At 64.1% G+C, this 20,733-nt stretch carries 19 protein-coding genes and 1 riboswitch; of the genes, 10 read left to right on the top strand and 9 right to left on the bottom strand.

Translation table 11 applies throughout. From position 1 onward, the window contains the following. Nucleotides 1-2: 2 nt before the first annotated feature. Nucleotides 3-515 carry a 2-amino-4-hydroxy-6-hydroxymethyldihydropteridine diphosphokinase gene (gene folK, locus N0K08_RS04120; protein ID WP_261498772.1) on the top strand — a complete coding sequence of 171 codons (513 nt, stop codon included), beginning with the start codon at nucleotides 3-5 and terminating at the stop codon, nucleotides 513-515. Nucleotides 516-590: 75 nt separating this feature from the next. Here the strand turns inward: folK and N0K08_RS04115 are convergent, their stop codons facing one another. Both N0K08_RS04115 and N0K08_RS04110 read right to left on the bottom strand, forming a co-directional pair. Next, on the bottom strand, nucleotides 591-1,562 hold the full coding sequence (locus tag N0K08_RS04115; RefSeq protein ID WP_261498771.1) for a Bug family tripartite tricarboxylate transporter substrate binding protein: 972 nt from the start codon (nucleotides 1,560-1,562) through the stop codon (nucleotides 591-593). 175 nt (nucleotides 1,563-1,737) lie between these two features. After that, complete coding sequence (locus tag N0K08_RS04110) at nucleotides 1,738-2,796, bottom strand: CDP-6-deoxy-delta-3,4-glucoseen reductase (RefSeq protein WP_261498770.1); 1,059 nt, start codon at nucleotides 2,794-2,796, stop codon at nucleotides 1,738-1,740. A 68-nt stretch (nucleotides 2,797-2,864) separates the two neighbouring features. Between N0K08_RS04110 and N0K08_RS04105 the strand changes: the two genes are divergently transcribed. Continuing rightward, complete coding sequence (locus tag N0K08_RS04105) at nucleotides 2,865-3,791, top strand: SDR family oxidoreductase (RefSeq protein WP_261498769.1); 927 nt, start codon at nucleotides 2,865-2,867, stop codon at nucleotides 3,789-3,791. A 6-nt stretch (nucleotides 3,792-3,797) separates the two neighbouring features. Here the strand turns inward: N0K08_RS04105 and N0K08_RS04100 are convergent, their stop codons facing one another. Beyond that, nucleotides 3,798-4,436, bottom strand: a complete 639-nt coding sequence (locus N0K08_RS04100; RefSeq protein WP_261498768.1) for a DUF4124 domain-containing protein — start codon at nucleotides 4,434-4,436, stop codon at nucleotides 3,798-3,800. A 33-nt stretch (nucleotides 4,437-4,469) separates the two neighbouring features. Then, on the bottom strand, nucleotides 4,470-5,117 hold the full coding sequence (locus N0K08_RS04095) for a hypothetical protein (RefSeq protein ID WP_261498767.1): 648 nt from the start codon (nucleotides 5,115-5,117) through the stop codon (nucleotides 4,470-4,472). A gap of 303 nt (nucleotides 5,118-5,420) precedes the next feature. After that, nucleotides 5,421-5,604, top strand: a riboswitch (FMN riboswitch). Between the two features lie 97 nt (nucleotides 5,605-5,701). Here N0K08_RS04095 and N0K08_RS04090 point away from each other — a divergent pair. Further along, nucleotides 5,702-6,247: a 6,7-dimethyl-8-ribityllumazine synthase gene (locus N0K08_RS04090; protein ID WP_261498766.1), complete on the top strand. Its 546-nt coding sequence runs from the start codon at nucleotides 5,702-5,704 to the stop codon at nucleotides 6,245-6,247. Here the strand turns inward: N0K08_RS04090 and N0K08_RS04085 are convergent. Continuing rightward, a complete protein-coding gene (locus N0K08_RS04085; RefSeq protein WP_261498765.1) occupies nucleotides 6,244-7,155 on the bottom strand; it encodes a LysR family transcriptional regulator in 912 nt (303 codons plus the stop codon). The genes N0K08_RS04090 and N0K08_RS04085 overlap by 4 nt on opposite strands. A gap of 115 nt (nucleotides 7,156-7,270) precedes the next feature. Between N0K08_RS04085 and N0K08_RS04080 the strand changes: the two genes are divergently transcribed. The 3 genes from N0K08_RS04080 to tenA all read left to right on the top strand — a co-directional run bounded on the left by N0K08_RS04080 (nucleotide 7,271) and on the right by tenA (nucleotide 10,096). Further along, a complete protein-coding gene (locus N0K08_RS04080) occupies nucleotides 7,271-7,924 on the top strand; it encodes an NAD(P)-dependent oxidoreductase (protein ID WP_261498764.1) in 654 nt (217 codons plus the stop codon). A gap of 238 nt (nucleotides 7,925-8,162) precedes the next feature. Continuing rightward, a complete protein-coding gene (locus tag N0K08_RS04075; protein WP_261498762.1) occupies nucleotides 8,163-9,344 on the top strand; it encodes a sugar transporter in 1,182 nt (393 codons plus the stop codon). A 77-nt stretch (nucleotides 9,345-9,421) separates the two neighbouring features. After that, the gene (tenA, locus tag N0K08_RS04070; RefSeq protein WP_261498760.1) at nucleotides 9,422-10,096 is read left to right on the top strand and encodes a thiaminase II; all 675 of its coding nucleotides are present in this window, start codon (nucleotides 9,422-9,424) and stop codon (nucleotides 10,094-10,096) included. Nucleotides 10,097-10,103: 7 nt separating this feature from the next. On the opposite strand, the gene N0K08_RS04065 is transcribed toward tenA, so the two are convergent. Then, nucleotides 10,104-10,829, bottom strand: a complete 726-nt coding sequence (locus tag N0K08_RS04065) for an LrgB family protein (protein WP_261498759.1) — start codon at nucleotides 10,827-10,829, stop codon at nucleotides 10,104-10,106. Next, nucleotides 10,826-11,182 carry a CidA/LrgA family protein gene (locus tag N0K08_RS04060; protein WP_261498758.1) on the bottom strand — a complete coding sequence of 119 codons (357 nt, stop codon included), beginning with the start codon at nucleotides 11,180-11,182 and terminating at the stop codon, nucleotides 10,826-10,828. Before N0K08_RS04060 ends, N0K08_RS04065 begins: the two co-directional genes overlap by 4 nt. Nucleotides 11,183-11,352: 170 nt before the next feature. Here N0K08_RS04060 and N0K08_RS04055 point away from each other — a divergent pair, with 170 nt between their 5' ends. Further along, complete coding sequence (locus tag N0K08_RS04055) at nucleotides 11,353-11,568, top strand: hypothetical protein (protein WP_261498757.1); 216 nt, start codon at nucleotides 11,353-11,355, stop codon at nucleotides 11,566-11,568. A 275-nt stretch (nucleotides 11,569-11,843) separates the two neighbouring features. On the opposite strand, the gene N0K08_RS04050 is transcribed toward N0K08_RS04055, so the two are convergent. Together N0K08_RS04050 and N0K08_RS04045 are read right to left on the bottom strand one after the other, a co-directional pair. Continuing rightward, nucleotides 11,844-12,770 carry a hypothetical protein gene (locus N0K08_RS04050; protein WP_261498756.1) on the bottom strand — a complete coding sequence of 309 codons (927 nt, stop codon included), beginning with the start codon at nucleotides 12,768-12,770 and terminating at the stop codon, nucleotides 11,844-11,846. Between the two features lie 147 nt (nucleotides 12,771-12,917). After that, complete coding sequence (locus N0K08_RS04045; RefSeq protein ID WP_261498755.1) at nucleotides 12,918-14,483, bottom strand: S41 family peptidase; 1,566 nt, start codon at nucleotides 14,481-14,483, stop codon at nucleotides 12,918-12,920. Nucleotides 14,484-15,028: 545 nt separating this feature from the next. Between N0K08_RS04045 and hsdR the strand changes: the two genes are divergently transcribed. From hsdR to N0K08_RS04030, 3 genes are all read left to right on the top strand, one after another. After that, nucleotides 15,029-17,497: an EcoAI/FtnUII family type I restriction enzme subunit R gene (gene hsdR, locus N0K08_RS04040; RefSeq protein WP_261498754.1), complete on the top strand. Its 2,469-nt coding sequence runs from the start codon at nucleotides 15,029-15,031 to the stop codon at nucleotides 17,495-17,497. Between the two features lie 90 nt (nucleotides 17,498-17,587). Next, nucleotides 17,588-19,069, top strand: a complete 1,482-nt coding sequence (locus tag N0K08_RS04035; protein ID WP_261498753.1) for a type I restriction-modification system subunit M — start codon at nucleotides 17,588-17,590, stop codon at nucleotides 19,067-19,069. Between the two features lie 11 nt (nucleotides 19,070-19,080). Beyond that, nucleotides 19,081-20,727 (top strand): restriction endonuclease subunit S, encoded by a 1,647-nt coding sequence (locus N0K08_RS04030; protein ID WP_261498752.1) that lies wholly within the window; start codon nucleotides 19,081-19,083, stop codon nucleotides 20,725-20,727. Nucleotides 20,728-20,733: the final 6 nt, after the last annotated feature.

Here is a 20,733-nt window from a genome sequence, read left to right as displayed (position 1 = left end):
CCATGGCCGCAGTCAGTCCCCAGGCGCCGGAAGGCGCCGAAGTGTCTGCCTGGATAGGCCTGGGTGCCAATCTGGGCGACCGCGGCGCGGCGCTGGCGCAGGCCGTTGAGGCCCTGGCGGCCTTGCCCGCCACGCGCCTGATCAAGGTCTCTGGCCTGTACGCCAGCGCGCCCATCGATGCGGGCGGACCGGACTACCTCAATGCCGTGGCCGAACTGGCCACGCGGCTGGAGCCGCTGGCCTTGCTGGATGCCTTGCAGGCTATAGAGCAGGCCGCAGGGCGTGAGCGGCCCTACCGCAACGCACCCCGCACGCTGGACCTGGACCTGGTCCTGTACGGCGAGCAGCAGATCCGGAGCGAGCGCCTCACCGTGCCGCACCCACGCCTGACCGAGCGGGCCTTTGTGCTGCTGCCCTTGGCCGAAATCGCACCCGAGCGGGTCACGCCGGCGCAATGCCAGGCCGTGCAGGATCAGCGCATAGCGAGAATTCAAGGCCCTGAGTGGGCGGACTGAGCGTCTGTCTCACGAGATGCAAAAAACCCCGGTGCAGTCAAACTGCACCGGGGTTTTTTGTTGGGCAAGCCAGGGTCAATCCACTTTCGCGCCCGAAGCTTTCACGACCTGCTGGTACTTCTTGCGCTCGGCGGCCATGAACTGGTCGAAAGCGGCGGGCGTGGTCGGCACGGGCTCGGCCATCAGCATCTCGAAGCGGCTCTTGGTTTCCGGCGCCTTGAGGGCGTCGGTGAAGGCCTTGTTGAGCTTGTCGATCACGGGCTGGGGGGTGCCAGCGGGAGCGACCAGGCCCCACCAGGTGTCGATGGAGAAACCGGGGAAAGTCTTGGACAGGGCCGGCACGCCGGGTAGCAGCGGGCTGGGGGCGAGCGAGGTCACGGCCAGGGCCTTGAGCTTGCCCGCGCGGATGTTGGGAGCGGCCGCGGCCAGGTTGTCGATGTTGAAGTCGACTTCACCCGACAGCAGGGCCAGCTGGGCGGGATTGGCGCCGCGGTAGGGCACATGCAGCGCATAGATGCCTGCTTGCTGCTTGAGCATTTCACCGGCCAGGTGGCCGGAGCTGCCGTTGCCGCCGCTGCCGTAGTTGAGCTTGCCGGGGTGGGCCTTGGCGTAGGCCAGCAGGTCGGCAATGCTGTGGATCTTGTTGCGCTCGGCGAACGCGGCGTTCACCACCAGCACATTGGGTACGCGCACCATCTGGGTGATGCCCGCGAAGTCCTTGCCCGCGTCATAGGGCATGCGCGAATACAGCCAGGGGTTGACCGCGTGCGTGGCCGTGGCGGCCAGGCCGATGGTCAGGCCATCGGGAGCGGCCTTGGCAATCGCATCGGCGCCGATGTTGCCGCCAGCGCCGGCCTTGTTTTCAATGATCACCACGCCCAGCGTGTCGCGCACGCGTTCGGCCAGTGCACGCGACGTGATGTCCAGTGGACCACCGGGCGCATAAGGCACGATCAGGCGGATGGGTTCCTGGGCTTGGGCGAAGGGGGCTGCCAGGGCCGCGGTGGCGGCGAGGAGCGAGAGGAGGAGACTGGTGCGACGATTCATTACTTGTCCATTTTCGCAAAAAAGCTGCTCTTTGTCCTCCGGGGAAACCAGTGAACGCAGCTTTCGTGCGTGAATGCGCGAAACATGTCGTTGGGCTGTGGCCTGGCCGTGGCTAGGCTCAAGCTTTGTGCGCTTGCGGGCCGACCCTGGGGGCAGGGACGGCCGCTCTGGGGTTTCAGGCCGGACCGTGCTTGTCTGCTTCAGACGTGAACGCGTCGGCGTAGAACTCATCGTCCGGCAGACCGGCCTGGCTGGTGTAGCTGGCGCGGGCCGAATCCACCACGATGGGCGCGCCACAGGCATAGACCTGGTAGGCCGACAGATCGGCAAAGTCGTCGAGCACGGCCTGGTGCACGTAGCCGCTGCGGCCGGTCCAGGCGTCCTCGGGCAGGGCGTCCGAGACCACGGGCACATAGCGCAGCAAAGGCATTTTCGCGGCCAGTTCGCGCACCCAGCCATCGAGGTACAGGTCTTGGGGACGGCGGCCGCCCCAGTACAGCGTGGTCGCACGGGTCAGGCCGTTTTGCTGCATCTGCTGGAGCACGGCCTTGATGGGCGCAAAGCCCGTGCCCGAAGCCAGCAAGATGATGGGCTTGTCGCTGTCTTCACGCAGGTAGAAACTGCCGAACGGGCCTTCGACGCGCAGGATTTCCTTTTCCTTCATGTCCGCGAACACATGTTCGGTGAACTTGCCGCCGGGCATGTGGCGGATGTGCAGTTCCAGGCCGGGCGTGCTGTCCTGCAGGTAGGGGGCGGTGGCCATGGAATAGGCGCGGCGTGCGCCGTCGCGCAAAATGAATTCCACGTACTGGCCCGCGTGGTAGCGGAATTTCTCGGTGGCGGGCAACTGCAGGCGCAGCTGCATCACGTCGTGGGACATCTTTTCCAGCCCTGCCACGCGCACCGGCATCTTGCGGACCGGGAAAGCGCTTTCGTCGGTGACCTGGCGCGATTCCAGCACGACATCGCTTTCGGGCGTGGCGCAGCAGGTGAGCACAAAGCCCGCGGCTTCTTCCTCGGGGCTCAAGGCCTTGGCTTGGTGCGGGCCATGCACTACGCTGCCGCTGAGCTTCTTGCATTTGCAAGAGCCGCAGGCGCCGTCCTTGCAGCCATAGGGCAGGCCCACGCCGGAGCGGATGGCCGCGGCCAGAATGGTCTCGTCGCCCTGGCTGGCAAAGGCGCGGCCACTGGGCTGCACGGTGATTTGGTGGGAGGCGTTCGCAATCAAAGTCATTCGGTATCCTAGGAGCTTTTTCTGGGCTGGCAGGTGTGCCGTGGCCGGCCCGCACAACAGGTTGAATTTTGCCCTCAAACCAAAACCCTCTCGGGGCGCGACCGGCGCGGTTTCGCCGTCAGCGTCTGCTGATCATCGGCTGTGGCGATGTGGGCCTGCGCGTGGCCAAGGCCCAGCGCGGTGTGCGCCTGCTGGCGCTGACCTCTTCGCCCGAGCGCTGCGCGGCCCTGCGCGCGCAGGGCATCACGCCCTTGTTGGGCGATCTGGACGATCCGCGCAGCCTGCGGCGCCTTGCCGGCTTGGGCACGCGTGTGCTGCACCTGGCACCGCCGCCGCCGGTTTCCGAGGAAACGCCCCAGTGGTGGCTGGACCCGCGTACCACGGCCCTGGTGCGGGCCCTGCGCCGGCGTGCCTTGCCCCAGGCGCTGGTCTATGCCTCGACCACGGGCGTCTACGGTGACTGCGGCGGGGCCTGGGTGGACGAGAGCCGGCCAGCGGCGGCGCACACCGGGCGGGCCATGCGGCGCGTGAATGCCGAGCGCACGCTGCGCTGGGCCGGCCGCCAGGGTCTGCGCGCCAGCATCTTGCGCATTCCCGGCATCTATGCCCCCGACCGCGCTGGCGGCACGCCGCGCGCGCGCCTGCTGCGCGGCACGCCCGTGCTGCGCGCCGAAGACGATGTCTATACCAACCATATCCACGCCGATGATCTGGCGCGGGCCTGCGTGGCGGCGTTGTGGCGCGGGCGTGCGCAGCGCATCTACAACGTGGCCGACGCGAGCGACATGCGCATGGGCGATTATTTCGACCTGGCCGCCGACCTCTACGGCCTGCAGCGCCCGCCCCGGGTGTCGCGTAGCCAGGCCCAGGGCGAGCTGCCCTTGACCCTCCTGAGCTTCATGGGCGAGTCGCGCCGGCTGCGCACCCAGCGCATGACGCAGGAGCTGCGCGTGGCCCTGCGCTACCCCACGGTGGCGCAAGGGCTGAGATCCTGAGCGGGATCAGCGCGGGTAGATATTGCCCTGGCGGTCGTAGCAGCGAAAAACGTTGCACTGGGTGATTTCCGGCCGCGGCTGCGGGCGCGCCGGTGGCGCGGGTCGCACCGGGCGGTGCGGCACCACGATGTAGGGCATGGCGGGCGAGAGCTGCTGGTTGCGGGACTGTTCCAGCTCGCCATAGGCTTGCGGTCCCAGGCAGTCCAGTTCCATCTGGCGCTGCGCGGCAGCGATCTGCAGGCTGTAGGCCTGGGTGTCGTCGCTGGCCTGGTTCAGCAGCTTTTGCAACTGCTGGCGGGACTGGGCGCATTGCACGGTCTCTCCCGGGCCTGGCGCCCGGGCCGGCGCCGGCGCTGGACGGGCGGCAGCGGCCGCCGCTTCCTCGCGCTGCTGCTGCGCCTTGCGTGCCAGGGCTTCGGCGGTGCGCTCGCGATCGCGCGCAATTTCTTCGGGGCTGCGCGCCGGCACGACTTCTTTCGCCTGGCGGCCCGCATCGCAGGCGCCATCGGTGTAGCTGATGGCGCCCGTGCGCGGATCGGTGCAGCGCAGCACCTGAGCTTGCGCCGGAGCGCAGGCCAGGCACAGCGCACCCAACAGGGCCAGCAGTGCTGGCCGGGTGTGGCGGCTTGGGGCAGGCACGTTCATGCTCGCTGGTGAGGGAAGAAACCGGCGCCGGGCTCAGCGCTCGCCGCGGCGTTCGCCATCCCCATCACCCCGGCGCTCGCCGTCGCGGTTGCCCCTGCGGCCATCATCGCGGTCGTGTGGGCGCTGCTGCTGCTGTTGCTGCTGCTGTTGTTGGCGCTGCTGTTGCTGTTGTTGTTGCTGCTGCTGGCGTTGTTGCTGCTGTTGCTGGCGCTGGGCCTGGTCGCGTTCGCGTTGCATGCGCTCGCCGTCGCGTTCCCGTTCGCGTTGCTGCTGTTGCTGTTGCAGCTGTTGTTGGCGCTGGGCCTGGTCGCGTTCGCGCTGCATGCGCTCGCCGTCCCGTTCCCGTTCGCGTTGCATGCGATCGCGATCACGCGCCATCTCCGCGCGGCGGATCTGCTGATCGCGCATTTCGCGTTCGCGTGCCATGCGGGCACGTTCCTGTTCGCGGAACTGGTATTCGCGCCAGGCACGTTCGTCGCGTCGGTCAGGCACGACGTACACCGGCCCGCCGGGATAGATGACGGCGGGTTGTTCATACACCGGCCCACTGCGGTAGACAGCTCCGGGCTGGTCATAGATCACAGCGCCCGACGCGTCGTAGGGGCCGGGCGGCAGCACGCAGCCCGTGAGCAGGGCCGTCAAGGCGCTGGCAGAAAGAAGGCGGATGGATGTCGTGCGCATAGGAGCTCCGTATGGTGCATTCGCTGCGGCGGTTCAGGCCGGGAATGGGGTGGGCACCCAGCCCTGCAGGCCTGTGGCGCAATTACCGTCGGCGCGTGCCGCGTATCTTCTTCTTATACGCGCGGCGCGGGGTTTTGGTTGACCGCGCCAGGTGCCGCCATGCCGACTTTGCCGGCGCGCCATGGTTGTTGCTGAATGTACGCTGTCGGCGAGTTGCATGGTCGAGGTCGCGGTCTTGACAGCTGTTTGCCGGCGCAGGGGTCTGTTGGCCGATAGAATCGGATACGACCCCTGTAGTGGGGTCAGCGTTCTCAGGGCGGGGTGCAATTCCCCACCGGCGGTATCTGTGGCCTGTCTCAGGCAGTGACCACAGCAGCCCGCGAGCGCCTGTCTCCCGTCCTGCAGCCATGCGGGGCGAGAGCCAGGGTCAGCAGACCTGGTGAGATGCCAGGGCCGACGGTCATAGTCCGGATGAAAGAGATCGCGCAACACCACGCAGCCGCAGTGCGCCTGGATTTCGGCCCTGTGGCCGCGCAGCTTCGCGCGCGCCCTGATTCATGTGGTCAACGTGTTAATTACTTGTCATGAATCAGACTTCTACTGCTGTTACTTCTTCGGTTTCCTCTTCGGTGGCAACCGCTTCTCCCTGGGCTTCGGTGGCGCGCGATAGCCGCGTCGGCGTGATCTGCGCCAGCTGGCACACGGATGTCGTGCACCAGGCCCGCGACGCGCTGGTCGCCGAGCTGGGCCAGCAAGGCATGCCGACCGGCCACATCGCGCATTTCGACGTGCCCGGCGCGTTTGAAATCCCGCTGCTGGCCAAGCGCCTGGCGCAAAGCGGCCGTTTCGACGCCATCATCGGCTGCGCCCTGGTGGTCAACGGCGGCATTTACCGCCATGAATTCGTCTCCAGCGCCGTGATCGACGGCCTGATGCGCGTGCAGCTCGACACCGATGTGCCCGTGCTGTCGGCCGTGCTCACGCCGCGCGACTTCCACGAACACGCCGACCACCTGGAATTCTTCCGCGCGCACTTCGTCAAGAAGGGTGTGGAAGTGGCCCAGTCCTGCCTGGCCGCGATCGCGCAGCTGCAGCGCGTCGAAGGCTTGCTCGCCGAGCAGGCGGCCTAAGCCGGCGGTCCGCTGGGCGCCTGCACGCCAGGCAGTTCGGTCAGATAGCTTTGCAAGGCCGCGATGGCCTGGCGCACCTTGGCCGGCTGGCCGTCGCGCTGGGGCGTCATGGCCCAGATGTCCAGCCCGCCCAGCGTCCATTGCGGCAGCAGCCGCAGCAGCCGGCCCTGTTGCACGGCTTCGCTGATGTCCATGGCGCCCAGCAGCGCCGGCCCCAGACCGGCTTCGCACATTTGCTGCAGCGACCAGTGGTTGTTGCTGGTGATGTGCGGCTGCAGCTGCCAGTGGTGCGCCGCTTCCTGGGGGTGGCGGCATTCCCATTCCAGGCGGCCGCTCATGCCCAGCCAGCGCGCGCCGCTCAGCTGCGCCGGATGGCTGGGCTGGCCGTGCTGCGCCACCCAGTCCGGGGCGGCGCACAGCCACCAGGGCATGTGGCCCAGCCGCCGCGCGGTCCAGCTGGAATCGCGCAAATCACCAAAACGTATGGCCATGTCCACGCGGCCTTGCACCAGATCGATGGGGGCATCGTCGACCAGCAGCTGCAGTCGCAGCGCCGGGTGGCTGGCCAGCCAGGTGCCGAGCGCGGGAGCGATATGGCGGGCAAAGCCCACGGGGGCCGCCATGCGCAACTCGCCGCTGGGCTGGTCGCGCTCGGCCGCCAACTCGGCGCGCGCCTGCGCGGCGGCGGCGCACATGGCGGCGCACTGGGTATGGAAGCGGCTGCCGGCATCGGTCAGCGTCAGCTGACGGGTGGTGCGGTGCAGCAGCGTCACGCCGCCTTCGCGTTCGAGCTGGCGCAATTGCTGGCTCACGGCCGAGGGGCTCATGCCCAATGCGCGCGCCGCGCCGCTCATGGAGCCGTGCTGTACGACCTGGGCGAATATCGCCATGCGTTTGAAATCGTCCATGAATGCCTTTGATTGTGAAGTTCAGCTTCAAAGAGATTGTGGACGGGACGGGCTAGTCCTGTGCGGTGTCGAGATTTAAGCTGAGACCTTCTTCACAGTCTGCTCAGGAGTCGATATGAAAGTCGCATTGATTGGTGGCACGGGGTTTGTCGGATCGGCCCTGCTGGACGAGTTGCTGCAGCGCGGCCACCAGGTCGTGGCCCTGGCCCGTGATCCGCAAAAATACACCGCCCGTCCCGGCCTGAGCGTGGTCCGCGCCGACGTGCAGGACGCGCAGCAGGTGCAGCAGGCCGTGGCCGACTGCGATGCCGTACTCAGCGGCTTCAACGCCGGCTGGAACAATCCCGCGATCTACCAGGATTTCATGAACGGTTCGCGCGCCATCCAGGCCGGCACCAAGGCCGCGGGCGTCAAGCGCTACATCGTGGTCGGCGGTGCGGGCAGCCTGTATGCGGCGCCGGGCCTGCAAATCGTGGACACGCCGGAGTTCCCTGCGGCCTTCCGCGATGGCGCGCGCGCGGCGCGCGACCTGCTCAAGGAGCTGCAGGACAGCGAGCAGCAGCTGGACTGGACTTTTCTCAGCCCGCCCATAGGCTTTCATCCGGGTGAACGCGGTCAGCGCACCGGCCAATACCGCGTGGGCAAGGACCAGCCGCTGATGAACGGGGGCCAGCCCGGCACCATCTCGGCGGCCGATCTGGCCGTGGCGGTGGTCGATGAACTCGAACGCCCGGCCCATGTGCGCGAGCGGTTCACCATCGGATACTGAAACTTGCCCGGCGGCTCAGCTGGTGCATTGGTGGCGGGCTGGCACAAGACAGGGCGGTGGTTGGGGACACTGCCGCAGGCCGGCTGCACCGCTGCTGCGTGGCAGCTATGCTTGATCCTTGGGCGCAACTTTTGCGGCGCCCAGGCGGGCGGCAACGGCTGACGCAAGCCTTTTGCCAGGCTTGGCCGCATGCCCACCGGTCCTTTCGAGTTTGAAATGCGCGCACCGCGCGCTCCCCATGTCCACACCAGTTCCTCATCCCCGCACCGCCTGGCTGGCGGTGGTCGCCTTGGCCATTGCGGCCTTTGTTTTCAACACCAGCGAATTCGTACCCGTCGGCCTGCTCAGCGGCATAGGCGCGAGCTTTGGCATGCCCGCCGAGCAGGTCGGGCTGATGCTCACCGTCTATGCCTGGATCGTGGCGCTGGCCTCGTTGCCCTGCATGCTGCTGACCCGCAAGATCGAGCGGCGCCGGCTGCTGATGGGCGTGCTTCTGGTGTTCATCGTGAGCCATGGATTGTCGGCCGTCGCGAACAGCTACGCCTTGCTGCTGGTCAGCCGCGTGGGCATCGCCTTGTCGCATGCCATTTTCTGGTCCATCACGGCCTCGCTCGCGGTGCGCCTGGCCCCAGAGGGCAAAAAAGCACAGGCCTTGAGCCTGCTGGCCGTGGGCACGTCGATGGCCATGGTGCTGGGCATTCCGCTGGGCCGCATGGTGGGCGAACTGCTGGGCTGGCGGATTACGTTCGCGGCGATTGGCGTGGTCGCGGCGCTGGCCATGCTGTGCCTGGCGCGGCTGCTGCCCCTGCTGCCCAGCGAGAACGCAGGGTCGCTGAGCAGCGTTCCCATGCTGCTGCGCCGCCGTTCCCTGGCCTGGCTGTATGTGCTGCTGGTGGTGGTGATCACCGCGCAGTTCACGGCCTATAGCTATATCGAACCGTTTGTGCAGACCCTGGCCGGCCTGGGCAGTGACAGCACCACGCTGGCGCTGCTGCTGTTTGGCGGCATGGGACTGGTCGGCAGCCTGCTGTTCAGCCGCTGGGGCATGCGCTATGCGCGCCGCTTCCTGCTGACCACCTGCGCGGGACTGGTCCTGTGCCTGTGGTTGCTGCTGCCCGCGGCCGGCCATGCCTGGAGCTTGCTGGCCGTGATCTCGGTCTGGGGCGTAGGCATGCTCTGCTTCGGTCTGGTCATGCAGTCCCTGGTGCTGCGCCAGGCTTCGGATGCCACCGACGTGGGCATGGCCATGTTCTCGGGCATCTACAACATCGGCATCGGTGGCGGCGCCTTGCTGGGCAACCAGGTCATTGCGCACTCGGCGCTGGCTAATATCGGCTGGGTGGGTGGCGGCTTGGCCCTGCTCGGCCTGTTGTGGTGTGTCTGGGCCGGCGCGCGCTGGCCTGGTTCTGCCAAGGCCTGAGGGAAGAGCGCTGCGCTGACTTGGCGGGGCCTGGCGCAAGGCGACAATGCCGGCTGTTTCACTTGCCGGTGCTGTCCATGTCCTTCAGTCAAACTTTGTGGCAGGCCCACGCGGACCTGTTTGAATCCACCTTGCAGCTGCCGTTCAACCGGGAGCTGGCCGCCGGCACGCTCAGCCGCGAGCGGTTTTGCCATTACATGATCCAGGATGCGCATTACCTGGTGGCCTATGGCCGGGCGCTGGCCGTGACGGCGGCCAAGGCCGACCAGGCCGAAGCCCTGGTGCAGTTCGCGCAGGCGGCGCATGAGGCCGTGGTGGTGGAGCGCAGCCTGCACGACGGTTTCATGCGCGATTTCGGCATCACGCCCGAGCAGTTCGCGCGCACGCCGTTGAGTCCGGCCTGCCAGCACTACACCAGCTATCTGCTGGCCACGGCCTGGAGCGCCCCGTTCCCGGTGGCGGTCGCGGCCTTGCTGCCGTGTTTCTGGATCTACGCCGAAGTCGGCCGCGATATCCAGAGCCGTTCGGCACCCCACAACCCTTACCAGGGCTGGGTCGATGCCTACGCCAGCGAGGAATTCCACGCGCTGGTGCGTGCGGTCTGCGCGACGGTGGACCGGCTCGCGGTCGACGCCACGCCGGCCACCCTGGCGGCGATGCGCGCCGCCTACACGGACGCGGCCCGGCTGGAGTGGATGTTCTGGGACAGCGCCTACCGGTTGGCCGATTGGCCCGTGGCCGGGCCGCGTTGAAGACTTCTCAGCCGCGGCCCAGCAGGGCCAGGCACAGCGGCATCAGCAGGGCCGTCGCCACACCGTTCAAACCCATGGCCAGGGCGGCAAAGGCGCCCATGGTCGGGTGGATTTGCAGGCCCCGGGCCGTGCCGATGGCATGGGCCGCCAGCCCCAGGGCGAAGCCTTGTTCGGCCGGGTCGGTGGAGCGCAGCAGGCGCACCAGCAGCGGTGCCATCATGGTGCCGGCAATGCCGGTGATGGCCACGGCGACGGCCGTCAGCGAGGCCGTGCCGCCAAAGCGTTCGGCCATGGGCAGGGCGATCGGGATCGTGGCCGATTTCGGCGCCAGCGCCATCAGCGTCGCGTCGCTGGCGCCGAGCAACCAGCCCAGGCCCAGGGCCGACAGCAAGGCCACGCAGCAACCCACCAGCAGGGCCACGCTCAGCGGCAGCCACAGCGCGCGTATGCGCGCACGCTGGGCATACAGCGGAAGCGCCAGCGCCACGGTCGCCGGGCCGATCAGCAGGGTCAGCAGCGACACGCCGCTGCGATAGGTGGCGTAGGGCGTGTCGGTCAGCAACAGCACGCCGACGATGGCTGCCACGGCCGTGAACACCGGAATCAGCAGCGGGTGGCAGCCGCTGCGCCGGTACAGCGCCATCGCGGCCAGATAGCAGCCCAGCGTCAGTACCAGCCAGGGCAGCGCGGACGTGGAGAGCCAGGCGAAGGGGGCGGTCCAGGCGGCGCTCATTCCTGGGTGCCCTTGGCTTGCAGGCGCAGCATCCAGCGAAAGCTCAGCAGCGTCGCCACAAAAGTCAGGGCCGCGCCGACGATGCAGGCCAGCAGGAAAGGCTGCCACTGCCGGGTCAGGTTGTCGAATTCAAGCATCACGCCGGCCACCACGGGAATGAACAACAGCATCATGTTTTGCAGCAGCGTGCTGCCCACGCGCTCCAGCGCTGCGGGTGTGCGCCCGTAGGCGATCAGCGCCGCGAGCAGCAGCAGCGTACCGACCAGGGCGCCGGGCAGGGGCATGCCGGTGAGCTGGACGATGGCTTCCCCGGCCAGTTGGAGGGCAAACAAGGCGGTGATGGCGTAAAGCATGGGTAAAGCTGGAAGTGACTGCGAGCGACGTGCCGGGCCATGGCGCGTCTGAAAGTGAAGGCTTCGATCATCGCAGGCCCGCGCAAAAACTGCCGGACCAGGCTTGCACATTGCAGGTCAAGAGAATACTCTGAGGCTCTGGCTGCAAAACCTGCAGCAAGGAGAAGTCCATGACCGTTAGTTTCCACGCACTGAATTTCGAACCCACCGTGGATGAGTTGGCTGTGCTCAAAAAACTGGAACTGGGAGAGTCGATTTCCCTGGAATCCGCGGCGCGCGAGCATGTGTCCAGGCGCTTGCTTGAGTGGGGCATGGCCCAGCAGGATGGTGCGGGAAAGTGGTCGTTGACACCGCTGGGGCGTGAATTGATTCGCCGCCGGGATTGAAGCGGGGGGCCTGCCGGCCTCTTGCCTCAAATTGCGGCAAGGCAGTCTGCTTCTAGCCAGGTCAAGGGCTTGGCTTGGCTGTGCACATGCTTGTCACAGCTTATCCACAGGTTTGTTCCGCGCATTTGTGGAGAAAAAGCGCTGCCCTGCAGAGCATCTGCGCCCCAATTAACGCACAACAAGGCGCTGCGCGCAATTGGTAGCGGCCCCGGTCGTTTGCCGCGGGCGCGGAAAGCCGGCCGCGGCGTGACGTGTTGGCGTACCAGATGACGGAGTTATTCAGTGCTGTCGCCGTTGTTGGCGAGAAAGTCCAGGGCCAGGACGTTCATATGGCCTTGCGCGCTGACAGCGACGTCGATGCTGATTTCCGAGGACTTTTGCATCAAGGGCGAGCTTTGGACGGTTTCCAGCATGCTGTTTCTGTCGCCTTCATCCTGCATGGTGGCGACATCCTTGTAGGAAAGCGCGTGGACACGGATGACGCCGTCTTCGCGGCTGATGCGGAATTCGACTTTGCTCTCTCCTGGGGAGGGGCACAAACCCAGTGCGCCGGAGACTCGTCCTGCGCTGTCGAGAGGCAGCGATGCCTCCATGATGATGCCGAAGATGGATTGGTTGCTCAGCTCGACGATGGCTTTCCTTTCCTGCGGCGTGCAGTGCATGGCGTTCAGTGCATCCTCGAGTTGCGCCAGCCGGGTCTCTGTGCTGCCTTCGAGCGCGCAGCCGTTGACCAGGTAGCTGCCGCGGCCTATGTCTTTTTCCAGCTGAGGTTGTAGCGCTTCATCTTCCCGGTTGGCGCGCAGTTCAGCCAGGACCCGGCCCTTGTCGCAGTAGATGATTTCACGCGACAGGCAAAAGCTGTCTTCGGGCATGGCCGAGTCCAGCTGCAGGGTGTAGCGCTCCTGGCCGTCTTCTCGAGAAGATTGAAATCTATCCTTGTGGCCTTCCCCCGCCATCGCCTGCAGCGCAAGAAAAGCCGTGATCTTCACTTGATCCGTGGAGGCTGGGGAGTACATGTCGAAAAGGTGCTTCTTGACTTCCGCGCGCTGAGTTCCGCAGAACCAGTCAGACACCTTGTCCAGAATACGCGTGACGACGGAGCCGATCTGGTCCCGGCTGCTGGCATTCTTGACGGTGGCTAGCTCCTGCGATGACACCGTGCTGGGATTGAACGTTGCGGAGAGGGCGGTGGTTACGGTCATGGACGGCTTTCATGCGGTGGTAGGGACGCAAGTTCCCGGGGTCATGGTGGGTAACACCCAGTGGCCACGGGTTCCATCCGGGACAGGGCCGGCGCAGCGGCTACCCGCGCCCACCCCCCGGCCCTTGCCTGGCAAAACCCCGCCCGCTCAACGCTTGAGCAAAATCCGGTTGCTCAGCCCCTCAGGCTTGCGCAGCAGCGGCGCGGTGCGCGCCAGGCTACCCCGTGCGCGCGCAGCAGAAGCCGGGCAGGCGCCGGTGGCCATGTAGGTCAGCGCTGCCGCCATGCGCGCCTCCCGCGGATCACCGAGCGCGTGTTCGAAGTCGTCCGGCGCGGCGCAGGTGGGGGGCATGCCGTCGCTGTAGTCGCCGAACCCCTTGGCGTTCTCGCTCTTGAACTGGATGCTGAAGTAGGTGCTGCCGCAGTTGGCTGCAGCAAAGAAGCCGTAGGGCTTGCCGCAGGTGGTGTCACCGATCTGCACCACATCGATGTCGATGCCGCGCAAGCCATTGATGATGGATTCGCTGGCGGAGCAGGTGTCAGGGCCCGTCAGGACATAGACGCGGCGCAGGTTGAGGCTGGGCAGTTGTTCGTCGTTGGGGATGGATGCACCGAAACCCGTCGAATGAAAGAGCAGGGGCGTGCCAACGCTGCCGTTTGCCTCGATCTTGTCATTGAAGACGGAGCGCTCGAACACCTTGCCCTGCGTGTTCATTCTCCCGGCAATCATGTAGGCGAGCTGGCTGGCGATGTCGAGATAGCCGCCGCCGTTGTAGCGCAGGTCCACGATCAGCTCGGTGGCGCCTTCCGTGCCCATCTTGTTGACAGCGTTGACCAGTTGCCGCTCCGCCGTGAGGAAGTGGTTGTTGAACTGCATGTAGCCGACCGTGCTGCCGTTCGGACCCGGGAAGGTCTTGACGTTTTGCACGGGCACGGAAGTCACGTCGACCGACTGCAGTGTGATGGTGCGCTGCACGCTCGCGCCGGCGTCCTGGATGGTGAACTCGGTGTTCAGGCCGGTGATCGAGGGGAAAAGCGCGGCGTTGAGGGCGTTGATGCCTTCGAGGCTGTTCTCGTTCACCAGGTCGATGCCATTGATTTCCAGCAGCCTTGTGCCGCGCGCAATGCCCGCCGCTGGCGAGCCGGGCTCGACGTAGGCCACGATGAGCTCTCGGGGCGGGGTGTTCTGCAGCCAGGCCCACTGCATGCCATAGCCCGGGGCGGCGTCGCCCGTCGAAAGCGCGTTCCACACGTCGGAGGGGTAGGAGAAATGGAACTGGTCCTTGGGTATCCCCGAGGGCGTCAAGGCCGTGGTCTTGAGCAGCTCGAAGTAGTCCAGCGTGGCATGCAACGCGGGGTTGTTGTCCACGATTTCGCTGTACCAGAGGTAGCTTTCGTTGCTCCAGGAGCGCAGCCAGTTGTTTTCGTCCAGCGTGCTGCCGCTCTTGTCGGGAAAGGGATTGCCGGTGTAGGTGTCTATACCCGTGCGTGGCGCGGCGCAGAGGTTTGCATAGAGGTAGCTCGGCGCGAACACCCCGGCCACCCAAGCCGTCGGGAGGGGCGGACCGCCGCCGCTGCCCGGCTTGCCGGGCGTTTCGGGTGGCGTGGTGCCTGGGCTGGCGCCGTCCCCGCCGCCGCAGGCGGTCAGCAAGGCAAGAGAGCAGGATGCAAGCAAGCGAGTCAGCCAGAGGCTGGAGGGGTAGGTGGCAGGCACGGCAAAGTCCTTGAAGGGTCCATGGGGGGCCACGAGCCCGGGCAGGCTGCTGTGCGCCGCTACACATTGAAATATAACGGATGCTGATTTGGGCCTTTCGGCCGCTTGCCCGCCCCTTGGTCTCTCGCTCAAGGCGTCTGCAAAATCCTGTTGCTCAGACCCGCGGGTTTGCGCAGCAGTGGCGCGGTCATCCGGCCCTGATCCAGCCGTGGTTATGCGTGGACAACCAGGCCAAACAAGGATTTCTTCGGAAACGAAAAAAGCCGTTAAGTCATTGAAAATTAACGGCTTTTTTGCTTTGGTGCCGGGGCCGGAATCGCAAACTAATCTGTAGGCCGCATGGGTGCTAGTTTTCAGTCGATATGTTTTAAAAAATACCGACAAAAATACCGACATTTTTGAATCTGTCTGGCCTGTTGTGAAGATGAGACGTGCTGAGCGTTGCTGACAGTCAGCGATTGCTTGGGAGGGTGTCGGGTGCGCGGTAGTATCCAGTAACAACTACCTGCTGTCTCTGGTCGCCCAAAGATGGCGCGATCCGCCGCATGCACAAGACAAATCTCTCTGAAAGCGACATCTGCGACAAGTTCATTCGCCCTGCCATGGAGCAAGCAGGGTGGAACGGCTTAGATCAGATTTTTCGCGAGTACCCCCTGCGGGCCGGACGCGTTGTGGTTCGCGGCAGCAAGGCTTACCGCGATAAGAGTTCAGTGCTCAGGGCCGACTACGCCCTGTTCTACAAGGCCAATATTCCCCTGGCGGTCGTCGAAGCCAAAGACAATAAACATGCCGTAGGCGCTGGCATGGCGCAGGCCATGAACTACGCCCAATTGCTCGATGTACCGTTCAGCTTCTCCAGCAATGGCGACGGCTTCGTGTTCCGCGATGCAACCATGTCCACCGGCGTGCTGGAGCAAAACCTCACCCTCGAAGAATTCCCATCGCCGCTGGAACTGTGGCGCCGCTACTGCGACTGGAAGGGCTGGTCCCCCGAGGAAAGCCGCGTCGCCGGGTTCGACTACGCGCCCCACAAAACCCCGCGCTACTACCAACTTAACGCTGTGAACCGTGCGGTAGAGGCCATCGCCGCTGGCCAAAACCGCGTGCTGCTGGTCATGGCCACTGGCACCGGCAAGACATACACCGCGTTCCAGATCATCTGGCGCCTGTGGAAGAGCGGCGCCAAGAAGCGCATCCTGTTCCTGGCCGACCGCAACATCCTCATCGACCAGACCATGGTCAACGACTTTCGCCCTTTCAAGGGCGCTATGGCCAAACTCAGCCCCAATGCCAAGGGTGTTGAGCGGGTCGATGCGCAGGGCAAGGCGTCGATGGAAGACGTGGACCTGGCCGTCAACAAAACCACCAAGTTGGTGGATAAAAGCTACGAGATCTATTTGTCGCTCTACCAGGCAGTCACGGGCACCGAGGAAGAGCGCAACATCTACAAGCAGTTCAGCGCCGATTTTTTCGACCTGATCGTGGTGGACGAATGCCACCGCGGCAGTGCGTCGGAAGACTCCGCCTGGCGCGACATCCTTACTTACTTCAGCAGCGCCACGCAGATTGGCCTCACGGCCACGCCCAAGGAAACCAAAGACGTTTCCAATAGCGAGTACTTTGGCGAGCCCGTCTATACCTACAGCCTCAAGCAAGGCATCGAGGATGGTTACCTCGCGCCCTACAAAGTCATCCGTGTGGACCTGGACAAGGACACCTTCGGCTGGCGCCCCACGGCCGGCATGACCGACAAACACGGCCACGCCATCGAAGATCGCATCTACACCGGCGCCGACATGAACCGCAAGCTGGTACTGGAACAGCGCGACGTGGCAGTGGCCGCCAAGATCACTGAATACCTCAAAGCGACCGACCGCTACGCCAAGACTATTGTTTTTTGCGAAGATATCGACCACGCCGCGCGCATGCGCCAGGCTCTGAGCAATGCCAACGCCGATCTCTGCGCGACCCAACCAAAATACGTAGTGCAGATCACCGGAGACAACACCGAGGGCAAGCTGGAGCTCGACAATTTTATCGACCCCGAGAAGACTTACCCCGTCATCGCCACCACCTCCAAGCTAATGAGCACCGGGGTAGATGCCCAAACCTGCAAGCTCATTGTGCTGGACCAGGGCATCAAGTCCATGACGCTGTTCAAGCAGATCATCGGGCGGGGTACCCGGCTACGCGAAGACCTGGGCAAGACCTGGTTCACCATTCTCGATTTCAAGCGCGCCACCGAGCTGTTTGCCGACAAGGACTTTGACGGCGAGCCCGTGCAAATCTACGAGCCCGGTAGCGACGAGCCCGTGGCGCCGCCCGAACCGGCAGTGCCAGGGGCCATCCCGGGTGGAGCCAACCCGCTCGGTGATGCGCCAGTGCCTCAAGACCCTTTGGGCCCCTTCGCGGGCGGTGGCGGTGGCGCCCCCGACGGCCCCAAGAAATACATCCTTGGCAACAACGTCACCGTGGCCGTGGCCCGCGAGCGCGTGCAGTACCTCAATGCCGAGGGAAAGCTCATCACCGAAAGCCTGCGCGACTACACGCGCATCAACCTCCGCAAGCGTTTTGACTCGCTAGATCAGTTTTTGCAGGCTTGGCAGCAGGCCGACCGTAAGGCTGTTTTGCTGCAGGAGCTTGAAGGGCAGGGCGTGCTGCTGGAGGCCCTGGCCGATGAAGTGGGCAAGGACCTTGATGCCTTTGACTTGCTGCTGCATGTGGCCTACGACCAGCCACCCCTCACCCGCAGCGAGCGCGCGCGCCGCGTGCAAAAGCGCAACGTATTCACCCAATACGGCCCCGTGGCCCGCAAGGTGCTCGAAGCCCTGCTCGACAAATACGCCGATGAAGGCATTGCCACCATCGAGAGCAACGAGGTCTTCAAGCTCCAGCCCTTTACCGATCTGGGCAGTCCGGTGGAGCTGGTGCGCAGCTTCGGTGGTCGCCCCCAATACCTGGGTGCGTTGCAGGTGCTGCAGCGCGAGCTGTACGCTACGCACCCGGGCACTTGATAGCGGCCCCCTCAGTTACTCTGTTTTTGATAGCTGCCAGCGCTTGCAAAGCAAGTGGTGGAGCTTGTATTTTTTCAAAGTTTGCAATCCATGTCCAACCTCACCCCCATCATCAAGTCAATCCAGGACATCATGCGCCAGGACAGCGGCGTCGATGGCGACGCCCAGCGCATCAGCCAGCTCACCTGGCTGCTGTTTTTGAAGGTGTTTGATGCGCTCGAAGAAGAGCTTGAACTGACCCGCGACAATTACCAAAGCCCCATCCCCGAAGCCATGCGCTGGCGCGTCTGGGCGGCAGATGCCGAAGGCATGACCGGCGATGCGCTGCTCGACTTTGTGGACAACCAGCTCTTTGCCACCCTCAAAAGCCTCAACGCCGACCCCGTGCGCAACCCGCGTGGCTATGTGGTGCGCGGCGTGTTTGAGGACGCCTACAACTACATGAAAAGCGGCCATCTGCTGCGCCAGGTAGTCAACAAGCTGAACGTCATCGACTTCAACCGCCAATCCGAGCGCCACCAGTTCAACGACCTGTATGAAAAAATCCTCAAGGATTTGCAAAGCGCCGGCAACGCGGGCGAGTTCTACACCCCCCGCGCCGTCACCCAGTTCATGGTGGACATGGTCAACCCGCAGCTCGGTGAGGTGGTGCTCGACCCCGCTACCGGCACCGGCGGCTTTCTGGTTTGCGCCATCGAACACCTGCGCAAACAGGTGCAAAACACCGACCAAGAGGCAGTGCTGCAAAACAGCATTCGCGGCGTCGAGAAAAAGCAGATGCCTCACATGCTCTGCGTCACCAACCTGATGCTGCACGGCATTGAAGTGCCCAGCCAAATCCGCCACGACAACACCTTGGTGCGGCCCCTGCGCGACTACACCCAGGCAGACCGCGTGGATGTGGTGCTGACCAACCCACCCTTTGGCGGCGTGGAAGAACCCGGAATCGAACAAGGCTACCCCGCCGATGTGCGCACCAAGGAAACGGCCGACCTGTTTCTGGTACTCATCAAACACATTCTCAAAGTCAACGGCCGCGCCGCTGTGGTGCTGCCCGACGGCACCCTTTTTGGTGAAGGCGTCAAAAGCCGCATCAAAGAGCAACTGCTGGCCGAGTGCAACCTGCACACCATCGTGCGCCTGCCCAATGGCGTGTTTGCGCCCTATACCGGCATCAAGACCAATCTGCTGTTCTTCACCAAGGGCCAGCCCACCCAGCATGTTTGGTACTACGAGCACCCGTACCCGCCGGGCGTGAAGAACTACAACAAGACCAAGCCCATCCGCATTGAAGAATTTGATGCCGAAAAAGCCTGGTGGGGCGTTGAAGCCGACGGCTTTGCCAGCCGCGTGGAAAACGAACGCGCTTGGAAGGTCAGCATCGACACCATCCGCGCCGCCAACTGGAACCTCGATCAGAAAAACCCCCATGTGGGCGAGCAAGTCAGCCATGACCCCGCCGTACTGTTGGTCGACTACAACCGCCTGCAGCAAGAGGCGCAGGTACTGCGCGATAAGCTGAAAAACATCCTCGCCCAGTCTTTATCAGTCAAATCAGCCGCTGGCGCTTGAGGAATAAGCGTATGTTGCTATCAAATTTGGATTTATTGGCCACTGCACTCGGCGGTGTCACCCGTCTGCGCGAACTTATCCTCACCCTGGCCGTGCAAGGCAAGCTGGTGCCGCAAGACCCGGCGGACGAGCCTGCGGGTGAACTGCTGCAAAAAATTCGGACGGAGAAGGACCGGCTGATTGCGGAGGGCAAGATCAAGCGGGATAAGCCTTTGACGAGAATCGCTGAGGAGGAGAAGCCGTTTGAGTTGCCAAAGGGATGGGCATTCTGCCGACTCGGCGAGCTCCTGCTTTCGATTCGGAGCGGCGGCACGCCTAGCAAACAAAATCCCGATTTCTGGGGTGGCAGTATTCCGTGGGCAAGCGTTAAAGACCTTTATTTCGGCGAACCAATTTCCGATACGCAAGATCGAATCACTCAAGCTGGTTTGGACGCCGGTTCAGAATTGGCTCCCGCTGGCTCGATTTTGATTTGTACGCGAATGGGCCTCGGCAAGATCGGTGAAGCCCTCATTGATGTAGCTATCAATCAGGATCTGAAAGCAGTATTGCTTGGTGTCGGTGTCGATAAGCAGTACTTCATCAATTACTTCAAGACTCTAGCCGTGGTTGGCTCGGGGATGACCGTCGCAGGAATTAAGCAAGACGAATTGCTGGGATTTGTTGTACCCCTTCCACCTTCAACCGAACAATCCCGCATCGTCACTCGCGTCGAAGAACTGATGCGCCTGTGCGATGCGCTAGAGACCAAAGGCCAACTGGAGGCCACGCAACACGCCCAACTCGTCAGTACCCTGCTGGGCACGCTCACCGCCAGCGCCTCGCCCGAAGAACTGGCCGACAACTGGCAGCGCGTGGCCCAGCACTTTGACCTGCTGCTCGACCGCCCCCAAACCATCGACGCCCTGGAGCAAACCCTGCTGCAACTGGCCGTGCGCGGCCTGCTGGTGCCCCAAGATCCCACCGATGAACCCGCCAGCGCCCTGCTGGCCTGTATCCGCACAGAAAAAGACCGCCTCATCGACGAAGGCAAGATCAAACGCGACAAGCCCCTGCCGCCCATCACCGACGAGGAAAAGCCGTTTGAGTTGCCTGTGGGGTGGGAGTGGGTGAGGTTTGGTCAAATCGCCAGCATCGCATCGAAACTCGTGCCACCTGCACTGCATGCCAAGAAGTGGCAAGTGGCGCCTGATTGCATCGAGAAGGGTACAGGCCGATTGCTCGAAAGGCGAACGGTTGCACAGGCGGAGATCATTAGCCCAAATCATCTGTTCAAGCCCGGTCAGATCCTTTATTCGAAGATTCGCCCATCGCTCTCAAAGGCGGTGCTAGTCGATTTTGAAGGGCTTTGCAGCGCAGATATGTACCCAATTGAGTCGCCGTTGGATTCGCAGTACCTACTTATGTACATCCTCAGTCAACCTTTCTTGGATCAGGTAAGCGTTGCTGAGAACAGGGTAAAAATGCCGAAGCTGAACCAAGAAGCGTTGGTAGCGTTTACGGTCGCGCTCCCGCCTCTCGCCGAACAATCCCGCATCGTCACCCGCGTCACGGCCCTGCGCCGCCTGTGCGCCGACCTTCGCCAGCGTTTGGCAGAGCGCCAGTCCGTGCAGGCCCGTCTGGCCGAGGCGCTGGTGCACGAGGTGGCTTCCGCCTGAACTGCC

The organism is Acidovorax bellezanensis (genome assembly GCF_025421555.1).
Lineage (GTDB): Bacteria > Pseudomonadota > Gammaproteobacteria > Burkholderiales > Burkholderiaceae_C > Comamonas > Comamonas bellezanensis.
Note: the sequence above shows the minus strand (reverse complement) of the source record. Positions and strands in the feature narration are given on the sequence as shown.